The following is an 18,299-nucleotide window of genomic DNA, read 5'->3' as shown; positions in this document are numbered from 1 at the left end:
TCGTAGAGGCGGATACGACGGTCGGTTTTCCACAGCCGTGGTGTCTTGTGAGGCTGTTCGGCAAGAAACGGGTGGAGAGACGGGCAATTGCGTGGTTTTCTTGTCGGCCAAGGAGACAAGCGATGAACGCCAATATCACGTTGAAAGAAGATATCACACCAGTCGGGTCGGATTACGAAACCGTACGTCAGGTGATTGAAATCCTGACGCTGGATTATCGCGATCAGCCGTCACTGGACCATATCGCCGCAAAACTTGGTCAATCGCCAACGCAATTACAGAAAACGTTCACGCGTTGGGCTGGTCTTTCCCCAAAAGCATTCCTGCAAGCTGTAACGCTTGACCACGCCAAACGACTGTTGAGAGAAGAAGATTTACCGCTTCTCGAAACCTCGATTGAAGTCGGCATGTCGGGCCCTGGGCGCCTGCACGATCTGTTCGTCACCCATGAGGCCATGTCGCCGGGAGAGTGGAAGGCTAAAGGTAACGGATTGACGATCCGTTTCGGATTCCATGCGTCGCCATTTGGTCTTGCCCTCGTGATGATTACCGAGCGTGGGCTTGCGGGCTGTGCCTTCGCCGATCCCGGCGAAGAACGTGCCTGTTTTGAAGATATGGCGCGTCGCTGGCCAAATGCGGAGTACGTCGAGGATCGCGAGGCGACAACGCCTTACGCCGTCCGTATCTTCGAGCCAGCATTGTGGAATGCCGACCGCCCACTGCGTGTTGTGCTGCTTGGGACCGATTTTCAGGTTCGTGTATGGGAAAGCTTACTTAAGATACCCATGGGTCGCGCCGTTACTTACTCGGATATCGCTTGCGATATCGGTCAGCCGACAGCCTCTCGCGCTGTTGGGGCCGCGGTTGGTGCCAACCCTGTTTCCTTCGTGGTGCCGTGCCATCGCGCCGTTGGCAAAAGCGGCGCACTTACCGGCTACCATTGGGGGCTGACGCGTAAACGCGCAATGCTTGGCTGGGAAACGGGCAAGGTGTAATCAAACGCTGCCGTTTCGACGTGCCAGTCTCTACGCGGGGGTGGGGGTGGACTGTGCGAGCTGAAGAAGGGCTGTTGCAGCTGCCTCATCCGTAATCAACGTGTTGCATCCGATGCGTTTTATCGTTGCGCGAATGGCGATGGCTCGGTGTGCGCCACCTGACGCAAGCACGATGTGTTTTGCCTTGCGCAGGGTGTCGAGATCGATCGCCATGGCGCGTTCATTGATCGGGTGGTCGACAGAGCGACCTTCTGCGTCGATAAAATTGAACATGGTGTCGCAGACGCAGCCAGCGTCGATCAGTTCCTGCAACGTCTCCCTCGAGATGAAACCTTCGGAAAGCGAGGTCGAATGGGGCCCGATGTCACCGCAGGAGACGATCGCGAGGTCAAGGGTTTCGGCAAGATCGTAGAGCGTCGCAAGGCCGCATTTTTCGATCAGTGCCCGTTTGGTCGCGACGGAATCGACCAGAAGCGGTGCCAGGAACATGTAACATTCGGCTCCGAGAGCACTTGCCAGCCGCCAAGTATAGTCCAGCGGGTTTGTCTGGTGCACGGCAACGATGCCGCCAAGGAGTGAGACCACTTTGCAATTTTCACGACGTGGTGGGCGAAAGCTCGAAAGCGAGGCCGTCATCGTTCGGCCCCAGCCGACGCCGATCGTGGCATCGTTCGGCACGACTTCAGAGAGAAACTGTCCGAGCGCAAGTCCTACGGATTTTGCGGTGCCGTCTGCCGTCGCCTTGCCGGAGGAGGGGACGATGACCGCCTCATCGAGACCATATGCCGCCTCCAGGCTACTCGCGAGTTCTACGAAGTCTTCAATGCCTTCATTGATCCAGATCTGAACCTCAGATCGCTTCATAGCCTCGTCAAGCAACCGGATAACCGTGGAACGGCTGATACCGAGCCTTTCCGCGACATCTTTTTGCGTCATTCCCTGATTATAATAGAGCCACGCCGCACGAAGGCGTAGGGAGGCGGCTTCCGAATAGGCTGTATGGGTTTCTCTTCTCAGTTTCGCCACGGTTTCCGCCATTGTCTGCACTGGGTCTGGGATAGGGGGCGAGTATCGCAGGCGTGAAACTTATGTCAATTGCGATGCGCAAATGTCTTGACTTCCAGCCCCGCAGCTTGCGATAGTCGAGACCGGTAAGAACCGTGGTTTCGGCCTTGGGCGCACATAAGTGCGAGAACGAAAAGACGGCTGAATCAGTCTTAGAAAGATCATGAAGGATCACTCGGTATGACGTCTAAACTCGAACAACTCCGCGCCATCACCACCGTCGTTGCCGATACCGGCGACATTGAAGCTGTTGCCCGTCTGAAGCCGGTCGACTGCACCACAAACCCGACCATCGTTTTGAAGGCTTTGGGTACACCGGTCTTTGCGGACGCGGTGAAAGAAGCCGTTGCATGGGGTCGCAAGCAGGGCGGACAATCCGGCGCTGTTGTTGGCGCCGTTGCTGACCGTCTCGCCATCTCTGTTGGGGCCGCTCTTGCCGGGCTAGTGCCTGGACGCGTTTCGACGGAAGTCGACGCTGACCTGTCATTCGATACCGAAGCCTCCATTGCCAAGGCGCGTCAGATCATTGCGGCCTACAAGGAGCGCGGCATCGAGCGCGAACGTATCCTCATCAAGCTTGCTTCCACGTGGGAAGGGATCAAGGCTGCTGAAGTCCTTCAGTCCGAAGGCATCGACTGCAACCTGACGCTTCTCTTCTCCCAGGCCCAGGCGATCGCCTGCGCTGAAGCCAAGGCATTCCTGATCTCCCCGTTCGTCGGCCGTATCCTCGACTGGTACAAGAAGTCGACCGGTGAAAATTACACGGCCGAAACCGATCCGGGTGTTGTTTCTGTTCGCAGTATCTACAACTACTACAAGGCCAACGACATCAAGACTGTCGTCATGGGTGCCTCTTTCCGTAACGTCGGCGAAATTGAAGCGCTTGCCGGTTGCGATCGTCTGACGATCAGCCCGGCCCTGCTCGAAGAGCTGGATAAGGATACCGGCACGCTTGAGCGCAAGCTCTCGCCTGAAAACATCAAGCCGGAGCCCTTTAAGTCTCTCGACGAGAAGGCATTCCGCTGGGCGCTGAACGAAGATGCAATGGCCACTGAAAAGCTTTCGGAAGGTATCCGTCTGTTCGCCAAGGATCTCGTGACGCTGCGCGAGATGGTCCGCAAGGAACTGGCTCTGGCTGCTGCTTGATCAAAAAAAGGGAACGCTTTGCCTGGTTAAAGCGTTTCTCTCTTATAAATCTCCAGTCATTGAAGGCGCTGCCGGACCCCTGCCGGTTGCGCCTTCTTTTTTTGTGTGGCCGTCAGGCGCCTTGTTCGCCCGCGACCACCTCGGAAATCCGCCTTGCCGTGTCTCTTATCAGCGCTTCGCAATCTTCTCTGGAGGGAGCAGGGCCGCCGAGCGTGGTGATATAAGGGCACGTCACGACCGCAAGAGCGGTCCCGTCGAGTGTCAGGACGGGAGCAGAAATATTCCGCACCCCCGCGGTCTGCAAGCTATCCATGGATTCATAACCGCTATCCCGTACCCTGAGGAGCCGTTCCTTAAGGCCTTCAGGCATGGCCTCGCTTCCGCCTCGCAATTGCTCGGCGATCATGATGTCTCGCTGGCCTTGCGTCTGGAATGCGAGCAGAACGAGTCCCGATCCCGTATGAAAGAGGCTCATTTGTGCGCCGACGCGTATCGACATGGCCCAATAGGTAGACGATTCCTGTTGAGCGATCACCACAACGCTGCCGCGGTCGTAGACGGCGAGGTGGCAGGCCTGGCCCGCTTTCTGGGAAAAGTCGCGCATGAGGGGAGCGGCGAATGAAACCAGTCGCCGGACGGGTGCGTGGAAATGTGCCAGCCCGAACAGTTTCAGCGTCAGAGAAAAGCGGTCACCCTCCTGACGCTGAACGTATCCGCGTCGCACCAGGCGGTCCAGCATACGGTAGAATTCGTTAGGGCTTTTGCCGATCGCCTTGGCGATTTCGATCTGCGTCAATCCACCATCGGTACGCGCCAGCAGCTCGAGAATGTCGAGCCCCTTGTCGAGCGCGGGTGCGCGATACCTTTCGCTGTCCTCTTCGGTCATCTGGCCTCGGTCGTGTCTCGGTGAATGGTTCATGACAACAGCAAACATATCCGACGATCCCGGCGGGTCGCGCTTGTTTGCTTGACGGCATATGAATACCCCGTTTACATATGAATTGTCGATCCATATTTGAGATCAAGCGGATTTGCGGCCAGTGACCATACGCGCTGGCCAAAGTGGAGGTTTTCATGGTGCAGGATTTTAGCGGCCGGACAGTGGTCATTACCGCGGCTGGTCAGGGCATCGGTCGCGCAGCGGCCGAACGTTTTGTTTCACTCGGCGGTCGCGTCATTGCGACAGATATAAACGAGCAGGCCCTCTCGACGCTGAAAGGCGCAGAAACTCGCGTCCTGAACGTGTTGGACGGTGATGCGGTCAAGGCTTTTGCTGCTGAGGTCGGCACGGCGGATGTCCTGTTTAACTGCGCCGGGTTCGTCCACGCAGGAACCATCCTCGACTGCGAGGAAAAGGACTGGGATTTCTCCTTCGATCTTAACGCCAAGGCCATGTACCGCACGTGCCGTGCGTTCCTTCCTGGTATGCTGGCAAAGGGTAAGGGTGCGATCGTGAATATGTCGTCAGTTGCGTCCAGCGTTAAAGGCGTTCCCAACCGTTTTGCCTATACCGCGTCGAAGGCTGCCGTCATTGGGCTTACGAAGGCGATCGCTGCGGACTATGTCACCAAGGGCGTCAGATGCAATGCGATCTGCCCCGGCACTGTCGACAGCCCGTCGCTGCATGATCGTCTGCGCGCCACGGGTAACTATGAACAGGCTCTTGCCGACTTCATCGCGCGCCAGCCGATGGGACGGATTGCGACTGCAGAAGAGATCGCTGCACTTGTCACCTATCTTGCGTCGGACGAGGCTGGTTTCACGACAGGCCAAGCCCATGTCATTGACGGGGGTTGGACCGGCTGACGACAAGTTATACGGGAGAGAGGAGAAGCGACCGGCCGATGCCGGTCGCTTTTTTTAATTGCCGTGTCCGGTTAAACCACGGCGCTGCCAGCCATCAGGGCAAGCACCAGGAACACCAGGAAGATCACCACAGCGATAAAGAACAGGATGCGTGCAACGCCCGCAGCCGCAGCGGAGATGCCGGTAAAACCGAAAACGCCCGCGACGAGAGAAATAATAAAGAAAATAAGGGCCCATTTCAGCATGGCGTCTCACCTTTCGCTCAGGTTTGCCGGGCCTGCAACTTTGCCGAAGGCCCGTGGAATTGACGCGCAAAAGGCGAAAATGTTCCGCGACTTACGAAAAAAGGTTCGTTTAGTTCATCTGTCGATTTTCCACATCTGTCTGTCGAGCCTTGATCGTCGTGCGAATGAAGGTCGCAACGAAAAACAGGCTCATGAAAAGGACGATTGTCGGTGCAGGCGCGCTGTCAATCAGGAAGCTCAGCCATATTCCTGCAAGCGATGCGACAACCGCGACCGAAATGGCCACCAGCAGCATGGAAGCAAATCGTCTGGTGAGCAGAAAAGCGATTGCTCCCGGTGCAACGAGCATGGCGACCGACAGGATAATACCGACGGCTTTCAGTGCACCCACCACAGTCAGCGAAAGTACCATCAGCAGACCGTAATGCAGCAGACGGACGGGTAGGCCAATCGCTCTTGCATGTTGCGCATCGAAGGCGTTAACCAGCAGGTCCTTGCGCAGAACCCCCAGAAACAAGGTGGCGAGCAGCGCAATCACACCCGTTTCGATCATGTCTGCGACGGATATTCCGAGCATGTCACCAAAAAGAATATGATCGAGATGGACGTCGCTCTGTACCTTCACGTAGAGCACCAGGCCGAGACCAAACATGCCGGAAAAAACAATCCCGAGCACGGTATCTTCCTTGATGCGACTGTTTTCCTTGATGAAGCCGGTGCCGAGAGCGCAAATCATGCCGGCGATGAAAGCGCCGATGGAAAGCGGAATGCCAACAATGTAGGCGATAACCACGCCGGGAAGGACGGCGTGCGAGACCGCGTCTCCCATCAATGACCAACCCTTCAGAACGAGAAGGCAGGACAGCATCGCCATGGGTATTGCGATCATCAGGGTGATGATGAACGCGTATTGCATAAAGGGTAGCTGGAACGGAAGAATCGCCAGCTCGAGATATTCGCTCATTGCACGTCCTCCAGCGCTTCCCTGGCTCTGGCCCTTGCTGCGAGGAGCCCATGCTTGGGAGCGAAGACAAAGGCGGTGAGGAATATCGCGGTTTGAAGCACGACGATGACGCCGCCGGTTGCGCCATTCAGGAAGTAGCTGAGATAGGCACCGGTGAAACTTGTTGCCGCCCCGATGATGAGGCTCATCAGGATCAACCGTTCGAAGCGATCGGTCAGGAGGTAGGCGGTGGCGCCAGGGGTGACAACCATTGCAACCACCAGAAACGCACCGACAGTCTGTAATGCGGCAACGGTAGAGGCTGCAAGAAGCGTGAAGAATATGACCTTGAGGACTTCGGGTCGCAGCCCAATGGTGCGGGCATGGTTTTCATCGAAGAATACAACCATGAAATCCCGCCATTTGAGTGCGAGAACCAAAAGACTGATGCCGCCGATCAATGCGAGCTGAAGTGTATCCTCGGCCGTGATTGCCAGAATGTTGCCGAGAACAATGGTCTGAATGTTGATGGAGGTTGGCGAGAGCGAGACCATGAACAGGCCAAGGCCGAAAAACGATGTAAAAATCAACCCGATGATCGCATCTTCTTTCAGACGCGTCTTCTGGTTTAAAAACAGCATGGCGCCAGCCGCCAGTCCACCTGACAAAAATGCGCCAAGAGAAAAGGGAAGGCCGAGCATATAAGCGCCTGCTACACCCGGGACGATGGCGTGTGAGAGCGCGTCGCCAATCAACGACCAGCCTTTCAGCATGAGATAGGCGGACAGAAAACCACATACCCCGCCCACAAGCGCGCTGACCCAGATGGCGTTCAGCATGTAGCCATATGTAAATGGCTCAAGAAGAGTGTCGATCATCACTCTTCTCCATTGTACTGTCACTTGGTGTTCTGTCTCCTGGGTTGCGATCTGACGTCTTCTCGCCGTTACTCCCATTCTTGCCATAGATCACGAAAGGCCGTTCATCATCGGTAATGACTTTCAGACGACGCGGATCGGCATCGTCGTGCAGATCCTTGCCCCCAAGTATGAAATGCCGCAGACTTCCGCCAAAGGCTTTCTGAAGGTTCTCCTCGGTAAAGGTATCTGCCGTCTTGCCAGATGCCAGCACCGTACCCTTCACAAATACGGCGCGATCACAGAACTCAGGAACACTGCCCAGATTATGGGTGGAAACCAGCATGATCCGCCCTTCATCGCGCAATGCCTTCAAGAGGGCGATGATCTGTTCTTCTGTTGTAACGTCGACACCGGTAAACGGCTCATCGAGAAGAATGACCTGGCCTTCCTGCGCGAGCGCTCGGGCCAGAAAGACCCGCTTCTTCTGGCCGCCGGAAAGCTCACCGATTTGACGCTTGCGGTAGTCCAGCATGTTGACGCGTGTCAGCGCCTCTTCAACCATCTGGTGGTCGCGCCGGGATGGGATACGCAAGAAGTTCATGTGGCCATAGCGGCCCATCATCACCACGTCTTCCACCAGCACCGGAAAGCTCCAGTCGACTTCCTCTGCCTGCGGTACATAGGCAACGAGATTTTTTCGGAGCGCGTCGCGAACTGGCTGGTCAAAAATCGATACCTCGCCGGCTGCCAGGGGTACGAAACCCATGATCGCCTTGAAGATCGTCGACTTGCCCGCACCATTAACGCCGACCAGCGCGGTGATCGTGCCGCGTGGAATGGAAAAGCTGGCATTCCTTAACGCGGTATGGCCGTTACGATAGGTTACCGTCGCATTTTGAACGGAAAGGCCGCCGTCATTACGCTTGTTGCCCATCCTCATGACGACAGGCCTTTGGCAATGGTGTCGCTCGTTACCCGCAGAAGATCGAGATAGGTCGGAACGGGGCCGTCGGTCTCGCTCAACGAGTCGACGTAAAGCACGCCCCCGTAGGTGGCACCGGTTTCTTTGGCCACTTGTTTGGCTGGATCGGCGGACACCGTGCTCTCGCTGAAGATGACATGAATGGCGTGTTCGCGCATCGCGTCGATAACGCCGCGAACCTGTTGTGGCGTGCCTTGGCTATCGGCATTGACCGGCCAGAGATAAAGTTCCTTCAGGCCGAAATCGCGAGCGAGGTACGAAAAAGCGCCCTCGCTTGTAACCAGCCAGCGCTTGTCTTCAGGCAGAGAAGAAAGCTCTTCACGGATTGGCTCGATGGTCGCTCTGATTTTGTCGGAGTAGGTTTTTGCGTTGGTTGCGTAAACCTGAGCATTGGCAGGGTCGATCTCGGTCAGGCCCTTTCGGATATTTTCAACGTAGATCAATGCGTTATCCGGCGACATCCAGGCGTGCGGATTCGGCTTCCCCTCATAAGCGCCGCCACTGATCGACATCGGCTCGATGCCATCCGTAACTGTGACGCTCGGAACGCCGGAAAGGTTGGCGAGGAACTTTTCGAACCACAATTCCAGATTTAGCCCGTTGCGCAACACGAGGTCGGCTTTGCGGGCTTTCAGGATATCCCGTGGTGTCGGCTGATAGTTGTGAATCTCAGCACCGGGTTTGGTGATGCTTTCGACATCGGCTGCGTCGCCTGCAACATTGCGTGCCATGTCGGCAATGATCGTGAAGGTGGTAACCACCGTTGGTTTTTCGGCGGCAAGAGCTGCGCCGGGCAGAGAAAGTGCGAGAGCGAAAACAGCATGCCTGATAATTTGAAACGTCACGTCATTCACCGATCACTTGTTGCGATTAATTCGCAACACCATCTGGCATAAAAACAGCCTTGTCAATGCTATTGCAAATCATTCGCAATTTATGAATGTCCGGAAACGACGCATTTTTGCCCCGACGCGGCCCTGGCAATTAAACTTTTTTCAAGGAGAAGAGGTCAGTATCGGATGGCTGACGCACGATTCGCAGTCGGCATTTTGCGTCCCGCGTGTGTTCCTCCTTCGTCGAGCCACCGTCCGGGACGAGGGCGATTGACGGGGTAATGAATGTCGGGATGTCGCGTGTGAAGGCTGTATTCAAACGAGTGCGGTTTTCGCGCAAACTCGTTTTGATTGGAGGCGGTATCCTGCTCCTTGCGGGCGCGACCGGTTCTGCTGCCGTGTTGATCGGCAGCGAACGGTTGTTTGGTCCGTCCTATGCTTCCGTCAACGGGTTGACCTGCGACGTTGTTCAGACTGTCAACATCAAGAAAAACGGCTCACTTTGGGTTCGAAAATTCGTGCGCACGCAAGGTGGCGACGGAACGGAGCGCGTGAAGACGGCGCTGCGCGTCGCAAAGGCCGTCTACGACAAACAGAAACCTGACCTTGTCCAGGTGTCCGTTCTCGACAGGGATGGGCCACAACTGCGCTCTGAGATGCGCGGTCGTGCAATCGCAGCGCAAGTCGTTTTTGTGTCCGACCAGACGAAGCTTCCCGAAGGTACTGAGAGCCAGCGGTATTCTGCCTATTATTATGATGGTCCGGCAAACGGGAGCGGCCAGTTTTATGGTTTGCGTATTGATCTGCCCCTTGAAGATGCCGAAGCGATGGCAGCGAGCCTGACAGATGCCGCTGATTGCAATTCGCCGGTCGAGGCGCAGGACGCCGGCCATGGTACGAAAAAGCCCGCCGGCCACGGCGAAGCGAAGGACAGCGGTGGTCACGGAGAAGCACCAGCAGAGGCGGGCCATGACGAACCGAAATCTGAAGGTCACGGGGAAACTCCTGCACCACAGGCGCACGGTGGAACCGACAGCGATGAGCTTTTGACCTCGACGCCCGTTGCAGAGAGCGAGAGCATGTTCAGTCTCGCTTACATCAAGACGCTGATTTTCGGAAAAGGCGCCACAACGGCCCAAGCAGCGGAAGAAAAATCCGCTGATCATGATGCTCCGGCCGCGGAACCATCACACAACGCGCCGGAAAAGGCCGGCCACTAACGGCAGCCATTGTCTCGACGACGTCAACATCCCAAAGCATATCGCGCGTCGCCCGGAGCCAATAAAAAAGCCTCTCCGGAGAGAGGCTTAGTTTTCTGTCAAATTATCGACCGCTGAACGGCGAGGTTCTCAGTCCGCCTTGTTGCGGCGAGCCGGGAACAGGATCACATCGCGGATCGACGGAGCGTTGGTCAGCAGCATGATAAGACGGTCGACACCGATGCCGAGACCGCCGGCAGGCGGCATACCCTGGTCGATTGCGTCAAGAAACTCGTCATCGAGCTGCTTGTCTTTCTCGCCACGTGCATGAGCTTGCTCGAGTTGCTCGACCATACGTCGACGCTGTTCTTCCGGATCGTTAAGTTCCGAGAACGCATTGCCGACTTCCCAGGCATTGCAATAGCTTTCGAAGCGCTCAACGAGGCGTGGTTCGCCCGGCACTTCCTTGGCAAAGGGCGAAATGTCCTTCGGGAAATGGGTGACATGGCTCGGCTGGATCAGCGTGCCCTCAACCTTTTCTTCGAAGATGAAGGCAAGGCATTCGCCCCAGGTCCAATCCTTCTCGACGGCGAAACCGGCAGCCTTGGCGGCGGCACGGGCTTCCTCATCCGTTTTTATGGCGAGGAAATCGATGCCAGTCGCTTCCTTGACGGCATCCGGCATCGGAACGCGCTTGAACGGTCCCTTGAAGGAGATGGTCTGGCCCTGGAATTCCACTTCCGTCGTCCCGTGGATCGCAATGGCCAGGGTTTCGAACAGACGCTCCACAAGGCCCATGATGTCCTCGTAGTCCGCGTAGGCCCAGTAGCACTCCATCATCGTGAATTCAGGATTGTGACGGGTCGAAACGCCTTCGTTGCGGAAGTTGCGATTGATTTCGAACACCTTGTCCGAAAGGCCGGAAACCAGTGTGCGCTTCAGGAACAGTTCCGGCGCAATGCGCAGGTACATGTCCATCTTCAGCGTGTTGTGGAAGGTTTTGAACGGATCGGCCGTCGCGCCGCCGTAGACGGTCTGCAGCATCGGTGTTTCGACCTCGAGGAAGCCTTCGGCTTCCATGAAACGTCGGATGCCGGACACGATCTTCGAACGCTGCTGGAAGCGAAGCTTGGATTCCTCGTTGGAGAGAATGTCGAGGTGACGCTTGCGGTAGCGCAGCTCAATATCGGAGACGCCATGCCACTTCTCCGGCATGGGCAGCAGCGACTTGGTGAGCATGGTGATTTCTTCGGCGTTGATTGTCAGTTCACCGCGCTTGGTGCGGCGCACCTTGCCGGTCACGCCGATGATGTCACCAATGTCGATCATTGGTAGCAGCACACGTGCAGATTCCGGGGTCGTATCTTTGTGCGAGAAAATCTGCACCTTGCCCGAGGCATCATGGATATCCATGAACATTCCGGAGTTACGCGAGGAATAAACGCGACCAGCCACGGTGACGGTATCACCGGTTTCGACGTCTGCTTCAATATCTGCGTATTTCTCCGCCAGTTCCGCATTGGTCAGCGTCCGGTGGAAGTGCGCCGGGTAGACGTCGCCGATCTGCTCACGCAGCAGTGCAAGTTTCTGGCGACGGACCTCGGTGGCGTCAGAGGAAAGGGCTGTCGTTTCTGTCGTCTTGTCGTTCATTATCTTGTCTTTCCGAAACTCAGGCTGCACCGACCATGGAGGCCACGACGGCAATCGCGATCTTGAGACGCTGGCGGACGACAGAGCGGCCAAGCAGCGCCATGGAATCGAACAATGGCAATGATCGCGACGAACCGGACATGGCCACGAACAGTGGCGGCGTCACGACGCGCAGCTTCTTGCCCGTACGTTCGGCGATATCGCGCAGTTCGGCCTCGATCGCTTCAACATTCCAGTCAGGCATCTTTTCGAGATCAGCGGCGACAGTCGTCAGGATCTCGTGGATTTCTTCGGGCTTGCTCTTGAGACCTGCGAAGGACTGAGGCGTGAGACCGACATCACTGGAAAGCAGGAAACCTGCAAGGTTCGGCAACTCGCCCAGTCTCGAGATGCGGCTCTGGGAAAGCTTCAAACCTTCGGTCAAACGCTGATTTTCCATCGCCCATTCCAGAGAACGGGAAATGAATTCCTCCGGCGTGAGCTTTTCGCGCAGCCAGCGGCCATTCAGCCAGTCGAGCTTCTGGATGTCGAAAATTGCACCCGCTTTGGAGAGCGCGTCCGGATCAAACTTCTGCGCCAGTTCGTCCATGGTCAGAAGTTCTTCGCCCTCGGCGATCTGGATGAAGAACAGACCAAGGAAGTTCATCAATGCTTCCGGCAGGTAACCGAGAGCCGAATAATATGAAATCGATGTCGGATTCTTGCGCTTGGAAAGCTTGGACTTGTCCGCATTGCGCATCAGGGAAAGATGCATGAACACCGGCTCCTGCCAACCGAAATAACGGTAAAGCAGGATGTGCTTCGGCACGGAGGCCAGCCATTCTTCGCCACGGGCAACATGGGTGATCTTCATCAGATGGTCGTCGATGACGTTGGCCATGTGATAGGTTGGCATGCCGTCGGCTTTGATCAGCACTTGCATGTCGACGGCATCCCAAGGGATCGATACGTCGCCGTATACGCCATCTGTGAAGTCGCAGGAGCCTTCGGTCGGGATCTTCATGCGCACGACGGAGCTTTCGCCCGCATCGAGGCGCTTTGTCACTTCTTCGGCACTATAGCTGAGGCAGAGACCGTCATATTTTGGCGGCTTGCCGGCGGCCCGCTGTCCTTCGCGCATCTGTTCGAGGCGCTCCGGTGTGCAGAAGCAACGGAAGGCATGACCCTTGTCCAGCAAATCCTGTGCGTAGGGCCAGTACATGTCCTTGCGCTCAGACTGGCGGTAAGGACCGTATGGACCGCCGACATCGGGACCTTCAGACCATTTCAGCCCGGTCCATTTCAGTGCTTCAAGCACTTTCTCTTCATACTCGCGCGTAGAGCGCGTTGCATCGGTGTCTTCGATGCGCAGAATGAACTCGCCGCCGTGTTTCTGGGCGAAGAGATAGTTGAAGAGGGCGATGTAGGCGGTGCCGACATGCGGCTCGCCTGTGGGAGAAGGGGCAATGCGGACGCGAACGCCGGAAGTGGTCATGAAATTCACTCGTCGTGACGTGACTGTGATAAGGGCGGTTTTGCCCAGTTATCAGCAAGATTTACGTTGAATGCGGCAGGAACGGCTGCAAACGGGCGCAATGAAGCGCATTTTGCAGTTTCCCATTCGGCTTGGGCTTAGGCCATATTATGCTGCAGGCGTCAAGGAAATAAGGATATTTCCCGCGGTCAGGAAACGGGCCAAACGTAGAGTAGCATGGGAATGCTAACGATAACGATCATGATCGACAAAGGAAGCCCAAGGCGCGGATAGTCGCTAAAGCGGTATCCGCCGGGGCCCATGACCAGCGTATTGCACTGGTGGCCAATCGGGGTCAGGAAATCACATCCTGCGCCGATTGCCACCGCCATCAGGAAGGCCTCGGGGCGAAATCCGAGCGTCGTAGCGAAGCCTGCGGCAATCGGGGCCATGACAAGGACGGTCGCTGCATTGTTGAGGAACGGCGTGACGGCCATTGCCGTCAGGAGGATCATGCCGAGTGCCACGAATGGAGGCATACCCTGCGCAGCATGACCCAGCCATTCGGCAATGAGATCACTTGCGCCGCTGGTGCGCAATGAATCACTGACGGGAATAAGAGCTGCCAACATGACGAGAATTGGCCCGTCTATCGATTTGTAGACGTCGCTCAGCGGGATCGCTCCAACGACGATCATCAGGAATGCTGCCGCAAAAAAAGCGACCGCAACGGGTAGCAATCCGCTGCCGGCCGCAAGCATCGCTGCCGCGAGCACTATCACGGGGATCAACGCACGGCGTTGTGTGCCAAGCAGGATTTCCCGTTGTGCTAGAGGCAGGAGAGAAAATTCCTGCAGAACTTGCGGCAGATTCTTGCGACTGCCCTGAAGAAGGATGACGTCTCCGGCCTGAAGTGTCAGTTCGCTCAGTCGCTGGCTAACACGCTGCCCGCGACGTGAAACAGCAATCAGGTTGACGCCACGCGTGTAGGAAAGCGCAAGTTCGCGCGCAGATATGCCGCTCATCAGAGATTCATTGCTGATGACTGCTTCCATGGAAATGAGGTCGGCGGTTTTCTGGCCGTTTTCGGTCAGCGGCTTACCGGAAAGCTGAAGCTTCGCCTGGGAAACAATGCGGTCCAGTCCTTCCGGGCTACCTTCAAGCAGAACAGTGTCGCCGGCTTTCAACTTGACGTCAGGGAAAGGGGAAATTCGTCTTGAACCACGCAGAATGGTACTCGCTATGACGTCGCCGTCGCCCTTTTTGAGAAGTTCCCGCAGCGCTGAATCAGAATACGCGCTGTCGGCGGGCAAGGTCGCTTCTGCCGTGTAGGCAGACTGGTCTAGTATGTCTTCCACCGATGTCTGCTGGCGCGCTCGCACCGGTAGAAGGCGGTATCCGAACGTGAGGAAGATGATGCCAATGACCGTCAGCCCCGCTCCGACTGGCGTAAAGTCGAACATCGAGAAGCTCTGGCCGGTCATCTCTTCGCGCAATCGTGACACAACAATGTTGGGAGACGTGCCGATCTGCGTCATCAATCCACCCAGTAGCGCGGCGAAGGCCATTGGCATCAGGTAGTAGGAAACGGGACTTCCAGACTTGCGGGCAAATTGGAAGGCAACCGGCATCATGATGGCAAGCGCACCGATGTTCTTGATGAAGGCCGACATCACCGCGACAAGGATCATCAGAAATGCTAGCTGCAGGCCTTTTGAGTGCATTTCCGGAAAATACTTTTTGATCGTCATGTCGACGATACCGGAGCGTGCCACCGCCGAACTGACGATCAATGCGCTCGCAACGATAATGACAATGTCATCGGAAAAACCGGAGAACGCCTTTTCGAAGGGCACGACCCCCAGTGCCACGGCCACAAGAAGCGCGCTGCAGGCGACGACGTCATATCTCACCTTGTCCCAGATAAAAGCCAGCATCATGGCGGCGATCACGGCAAAGGCGAGGATCTGGTCTGTTGTCATGCTGTCTGTCGGCTTTCAGATGGGCGAGTGCGGTTTGGTCACTCTTGTCGGTGGGGCAGCCTGAGAACGCAAGGCGACTTGTCGGAGTTCCGCGAAAAAAGTGTCCCATGGAATGAAAAAGGCCCGCCGGGCGGCGGGCCTTACAAGGAGGAGGGAATGAAAATTCGCTCCAGGATCAGTGCGTATCGGTTGCGTCGGCTTTTTTTCTGCGCCGCGCATTGCGCGCGAGCATGTTCAGGAGCTCGACCAGTGCCGAGAACGCCATTGCCGCGTAGACGTATCCCTTTGGAACATGGAAGCCCATGCCCTCGGCGATCAGCGTCATGCCGATCATCATGAGGAAGGCCAAGGCCAGCATGACAATCGTCGGGTTGCGCTCAATGAAGTTGGCGAGCGGCGTTGCAGCAATGAGCATGACAACGACGGCCACGACCACGGCGATAATCATGATCGGCAGGTGAGGGGTCATCCCAACGGCGGTGATGATACTGTCGACCGAGAAAACCAGGTCGAGTAGCAGGATCTGGCCGATAGCCGAGCCGAAATTCATCGTTACCGCTCCACCCACCATGTCTTCCTTATGATCTTCAGGATCGACATTGTGGTGAATTTCCTTCGTCGCCTTCCACATCAGGAAAAGGCCGCCGCCGATAAGGATCATATCCTTCCAGGAGAACGCATGACCGAAGACTTCGAAGACGGGGGTCGTGAGCTGTACGATCCATGCGACAGTCCCAAGCAGTCCAAGGCGCATAACAAGCGCAAGCCCGATGCCGATGCGGCGGGCTTTTTCACGTTGTTCGGGTGGAAGCTTGTTGGTGAGGATCGAGATGAAGATCAGGTTGTCGATGCCGAGCACGACTTCCATGACAATCAGTGTGACGAGCGCCACCCAGGCGGCGGGGTCGGACAAAAGAGGGAGGACGGACTCCATCAGGGAAACTTTCCTTTCAGCAACGAGGCCAGCCGAACCATTCGGTTACGGAGATTTATAGCGTAATACGCGAGAAACAAGGCAGGAACGGCCTTGGTCTTCAAGATTTCATCGAAATTTCGCGTAAGCCGCGTATCGCATTCGCGCCGTTGCTGAATGAGGTCAGGCCCGATCAGTTCCATAAGCGGCCATAAAGACCTTGATAGCGCTGTCGATGACCCGATTCAGCTCTTCGTCAGGGACAGGCCCTTCCAGCTCACCGAACAGTCGCATCTTGAAAAAGGTGCCGGTGGAGAGCTCTATGAATTGCCTTGCCGCAAGCTCCAGGTCATCGATCCTGAGGTGGCCAAGGGCAACGTGATGTTCGATGAAGTCCTGAAGCACGGTGCGGACATTGTTGGGTGCCGCGATGAAGAAGCGCTGCGCCAGCTTCGGCATACGGTCAACGACGCCAAGCACCGAGCGCATGGCTGGTATCATGTCAGAGCATATCATCTTGTTGGCGAAGGCGAGGCCGAACTGTTTCAGCCCGTCGCGAACTTCCTCGGTGCCAGCCAGAATGTTGCGCATCGAAGCTGCGAATTCCTGCCGATGCTGGTCGACCAGAGCGACGAAGAGGTCTTCTTTATTGGAGAAGTAAACGTAGATCGTCCCCTTGGAAACCCCTGCTTCCCGGGTGATATCGTTCATGCTGGCGGCATCGAAGCCCTTCAGTTTGAATACCCGCCAAGCGCCCGCCAGTATCTGCTCGCGCTTTGCCGGGTCTTCTCCTGCTGCGAAGCGCCCAACGGAATTTCCGGGACAGCCAGCGTCGGTATCTATCTCCATCGTCTCTTTTTCACCTGCCATCGTCTTTGAAACTGGAACCAAAAAAATTAACCGAACGTCGAACCAAGCGGTTCGATAGGACTTGATATGTGTTAAAGAAGCGATTATGTCAATCGAACCGAACGGTTCAGTTCGAAATTCTTTCTTCAATCTATCACGGTACAAGCAAATGTCGGCCCAGAAGAATAGCGCTGTTCGCGCGGTCAACGATACGCAAGAGGCGGATGCCGTCGCCAAGGCCGAAGCAGCCCCGGCAAAATCCGCGGAAGCGCCTGCATCCCAGTCTCCAGCTCCCAAGCAGAAAAAGCGGTCCAAGGTATTGCCTGTTATCGCGCTCGCGGTCCTCGCTGGAGCTGGCTGGTACGGTTACGACTGGTGGACGGATGGCCGTTTCATGGTCTCGACCGATGATGCCTATATTCGTGGTGACATTGCTGTCATCGCGCCGAAGGTTTCTGGTTATGTTGCCAAGGTCAACGTTGTCGCCAACCAGGAGGTCAAGGCGGGTGATCCGCTCGTAACCCTGGACGATGGCGACTATCGTATTGCTCTTGACCAAGCCGAAGCGCAGATCCGCACAGAGGAACTGTCTCTGAACCGCATTGATGCGCAGATCGTTGGTGCTCAATCATCGTTGCAGCAGTCGATTGCCCAGAAGGGTTCTCTGGATGCCGCATTGCGCGGTGCAGAGATCAACCAGAAGCGCGCCAGCGAGTTGCAGGCCAAGGACGTTGGCACTGTCGCATCTGCTGACAATGCACAGGTTGCACTCGACCAGGCTAAGGCCAACGCTGTTGCCGGTGACGCAGCTATCACCTCGGCCAGAGCAAATGTCGAATTGCTTCGCGCCCAGCGCACTGAAGCCGAAAGCACGATCCGCTCTTTGCAGCTTTCGCGTGACAAGGCAGCGCGTGACCTGTCGTTCACGGTACTGAAGGCACCATATGATGGCGTTATCGGCAATCTGGCGGTCCAGACTGGCGACCTCGTGTCTGTTGGTAAACGCCTGGCGTCCCTCGTGCCGATGAACGAACTCTACATCGATGCGAACTTCAAGGAAACGCAGCTCGCGCGCGTTGCACCCGGTTCAAAGGTTCGTGTCCACGTCGATGCATTTGACGATGCGACGATCGAAGGAACCGTGCAGTCGATCTCGCCGGCGTCTGGGTCGATCTTCTCGATGTTGCCGCCTGAAAACGCCACGGGCAACTTTACCAAGGTCATTCAGCGCGTGCCGGTTCGGATCGTCTTTTCGAAAGAGGATCTCGCCAAGCATAATCTGCGTGCCGGCCTGAGCGTGGTTGTTGATGTCGACACACGCACAGCACCCGAACACTCCCAGACTGCTGAAGCGAAGTAACCGAGAAGCAAGGACAAG

At 56.4% G+C, this 18,299-nt stretch carries 17 protein-coding genes; 5 read left to right on the top strand and 12 right to left on the bottom strand.

Annotation, left to right across the window (positions count from 1 at the left end; translation table 11 throughout):
- Window positions 1-122: 122 nt before the first annotated feature.
- A complete protein-coding gene (locus tag HWX89_RS05740) occupies window positions 123-995 on the top strand; it encodes a methylated-DNA--[protein]-cysteine S-methyltransferase (protein ID WP_138793425.1) in 873 nt (290 codons plus the stop codon).
- A gap of 30 nt (window positions 996-1,025) precedes the next feature.
- On the opposite strand, the gene HWX89_RS05735 is transcribed toward HWX89_RS05740, so the two are convergent.
- Window positions 1,026-2,021: a sugar-binding transcriptional regulator gene (locus HWX89_RS05735; protein WP_178340634.1), complete on the bottom strand. Its 996-nt coding sequence runs from the start codon at window positions 2,019-2,021 to the stop codon at window positions 1,026-1,028.
- Between the two features lie 219 nt (window positions 2,022-2,240).
- On the opposite strand from HWX89_RS05735, the gene tal reads away from it, so the two are divergent.
- Window positions 2,241-3,206 carry a transaldolase gene (tal, locus tag HWX89_RS05730; protein WP_138793423.1) on the top strand — a complete coding sequence of 322 codons (966 nt, stop codon included), beginning with the start codon at window positions 2,241-2,243 and terminating at the stop codon, window positions 3,204-3,206.
- A gap of 112 nt (window positions 3,207-3,318) precedes the next feature.
- On the opposite strand, the gene HWX89_RS05725 is transcribed toward tal, so the two are convergent.
- A complete protein-coding gene (locus HWX89_RS05725) occupies window positions 3,319-4,092 on the bottom strand; it encodes an IclR family transcriptional regulator (RefSeq protein WP_138793422.1) in 774 nt (257 codons plus the stop codon).
- Window positions 4,093-4,280: 188 nt separating this feature from the next.
- Here HWX89_RS05725 and HWX89_RS05720 point away from each other — a divergent pair, with 188 nt between their 5' ends.
- Entirely contained in the window at window positions 4,281-5,012 is a 732-nt protein-coding gene (locus HWX89_RS05720; RefSeq protein ID WP_138793421.1) for an SDR family oxidoreductase, read from the top strand.
- 71 nt (window positions 5,013-5,083) lie between these two features.
- Here the strand turns inward: HWX89_RS05720 and HWX89_RS05715 are convergent, their stop codons facing one another.
- The 5 genes from HWX89_RS05715 to HWX89_RS05695 all read right to left on the bottom strand — a co-directional run bounded on the left by HWX89_RS05715 (window position 5,084) and on the right by HWX89_RS05695 (window position 8,887).
- Window positions 5,084-5,257 carry a DUF1328 domain-containing protein gene (locus HWX89_RS05715; RefSeq protein ID WP_138793420.1) on the bottom strand — a complete coding sequence of 58 codons (174 nt, stop codon included), beginning with the start codon at window positions 5,255-5,257 and terminating at the stop codon, window positions 5,084-5,086.
- Between the two features lie 109 nt (window positions 5,258-5,366).
- The gene (locus HWX89_RS05710) at window positions 5,367-6,221 is read right to left on the bottom strand and encodes a metal ABC transporter permease (RefSeq protein ID WP_138793419.1); all 855 of its coding nucleotides are present in this window, start codon (window positions 6,219-6,221) and stop codon (window positions 5,367-5,369) included.
- Window positions 6,218-7,078 (bottom strand): metal ABC transporter permease, encoded by an 861-nt coding sequence (locus tag HWX89_RS05705; RefSeq protein WP_138793418.1) that lies wholly within the window; start codon window positions 7,076-7,078, stop codon window positions 6,218-6,220. Before HWX89_RS05705 ends, HWX89_RS05710 begins: the two co-directional genes overlap by 4 nt.
- Complete coding sequence (locus HWX89_RS05700; protein WP_286086201.1) at window positions 7,059-8,000, bottom strand: manganese/iron ABC transporter ATP-binding protein; 942 nt, start codon at window positions 7,998-8,000, stop codon at window positions 7,059-7,061. Before HWX89_RS05700 ends, HWX89_RS05705 begins: the two co-directional genes overlap by 20 nt.
- Window positions 7,997-8,887, bottom strand: a complete 891-nt coding sequence (locus tag HWX89_RS05695; RefSeq protein WP_138793417.1) for a metal ABC transporter substrate-binding protein — start codon at window positions 8,885-8,887, stop codon at window positions 7,997-7,999. The genes HWX89_RS05700 and HWX89_RS05695 overlap by 4 nt, the downstream gene beginning before the upstream one ends.
- Window positions 8,888-9,168: 281 nt before the next feature.
- Here HWX89_RS05695 and HWX89_RS05690 point away from each other — a divergent pair, with 281 nt between their 5' ends.
- Window positions 9,169-10,095: a hypothetical protein gene (locus HWX89_RS05690; protein WP_178340633.1), complete on the top strand. Its 927-nt coding sequence runs from the start codon at window positions 9,169-9,171 to the stop codon at window positions 10,093-10,095.
- A gap of 129 nt (window positions 10,096-10,224) precedes the next feature.
- Here the strand turns inward: HWX89_RS05690 and lysS are convergent, their stop codons facing one another.
- The 5 genes from lysS to HWX89_RS05665 form a co-directional block, all read right to left on the bottom strand.
- Complete coding sequence (lysS, locus tag HWX89_RS05685) at window positions 10,225-11,724, bottom strand: lysine--tRNA ligase (protein ID WP_138793415.1); 1,500 nt, start codon at window positions 11,722-11,724, stop codon at window positions 10,225-10,227.
- 19 nt (window positions 11,725-11,743) lie between these two features.
- Window positions 11,744-13,198: a glutamate--tRNA ligase gene (gene gltX / locus HWX89_RS05680; RefSeq protein ID WP_138793414.1), complete on the bottom strand. Its 1,455-nt coding sequence runs from the start codon at window positions 13,196-13,198 to the stop codon at window positions 11,744-11,746.
- Window positions 13,199-13,386: 188 nt separating this feature from the next.
- A complete protein-coding gene (locus HWX89_RS05675; protein WP_138793413.1) occupies window positions 13,387-15,159 on the bottom strand; it encodes an SLC13 family permease in 1,773 nt (590 codons plus the stop codon).
- 175 nt (window positions 15,160-15,334) lie between these two features.
- Complete coding sequence (locus HWX89_RS05670) at window positions 15,335-16,093, bottom strand: TerC family protein (RefSeq protein ID WP_138793412.1); 759 nt, start codon at window positions 16,091-16,093, stop codon at window positions 15,335-15,337.
- Window positions 16,094-16,255: 162 nt separating this feature from the next.
- Window positions 16,256-16,942, bottom strand: coding sequence for a TetR/AcrR family transcriptional regulator (locus HWX89_RS05665; RefSeq protein WP_138793411.1), 687 nt, complete (start codon window positions 16,940-16,942; stop codon window positions 16,256-16,258).
- A 148-nt stretch (window positions 16,943-17,090) separates the two neighbouring features.
- On the opposite strand from HWX89_RS05665, the gene HWX89_RS05660 reads away from it, so the two are divergent.
- Complete coding sequence (locus HWX89_RS05660) at window positions 17,091-18,281, top strand: HlyD family secretion protein (RefSeq protein ID WP_246705093.1); 1,191 nt, start codon at window positions 17,091-17,093, stop codon at window positions 18,279-18,281.
- Window positions 18,282-18,299 lie beyond the last annotated feature (18 nt).

Origin of the sequence: Rhizobium sp. RM, from assembly GCF_013390595.1 — a bacterium.
GTDB lineage: Bacteria > Pseudomonadota > Alphaproteobacteria > Rhizobiales > Rhizobiaceae > Agrobacterium.
The sequence above is the reverse complement of the archived record's forward strand: the minus strand, read 5'-3'. Positions and strand labels throughout refer to the sequence as shown.